This window comes from Leifsonia sp. SIMBA_070, assembly GCF_046534635.1.
GTDB lineage: Bacteria > Actinomycetota > Actinomycetes > Actinomycetales > Microbacteriaceae > Leifsonia.
The window spans coordinates 1-262 of the sequence record NZ_JAWRYK010000430.1 but is presented as its reverse complement, the minus strand read 5'-3'; the positions used below and the strand labels follow the sequence as shown (position 1 = coordinate 262).

Annotated in this window: 1 protein-coding gene; it reads left to right on the top strand. The window is 65.6% G+C overall.

What is annotated here, in order from left to right:
- Positions 1–262, top strand: a 262-nt coding sequence (locus SB754_RS20965) for a DUF4012 domain-containing protein (protein ID WP_410784278.1), incomplete at both ends; no start/stop codon positions are given.

Genomic DNA, 262 nt, shown 5'->3' with positions numbered 1-262 from the left:
GATCGACCCGATCGCGCTCAGCTACATCCTCGACGCGACCGGGCCCATCACGATCGAAGAGACCGGTGACACGCTGACAAGCGCCAACGCCGTGCAGCTGCTGCTGAGCGACGTGTACTCGCGCTGGGGCGACTACGAGTCGCAGCAGATGGCCGACGCGTTCTTCGCGGGCGTCGCGACGAAGGTGTTCGACAAGATCGCGACGGGCGACTTCGACATGCTCACGATGATGAGCTCGCTCGGCCGCGGTATCGGCCAGGGC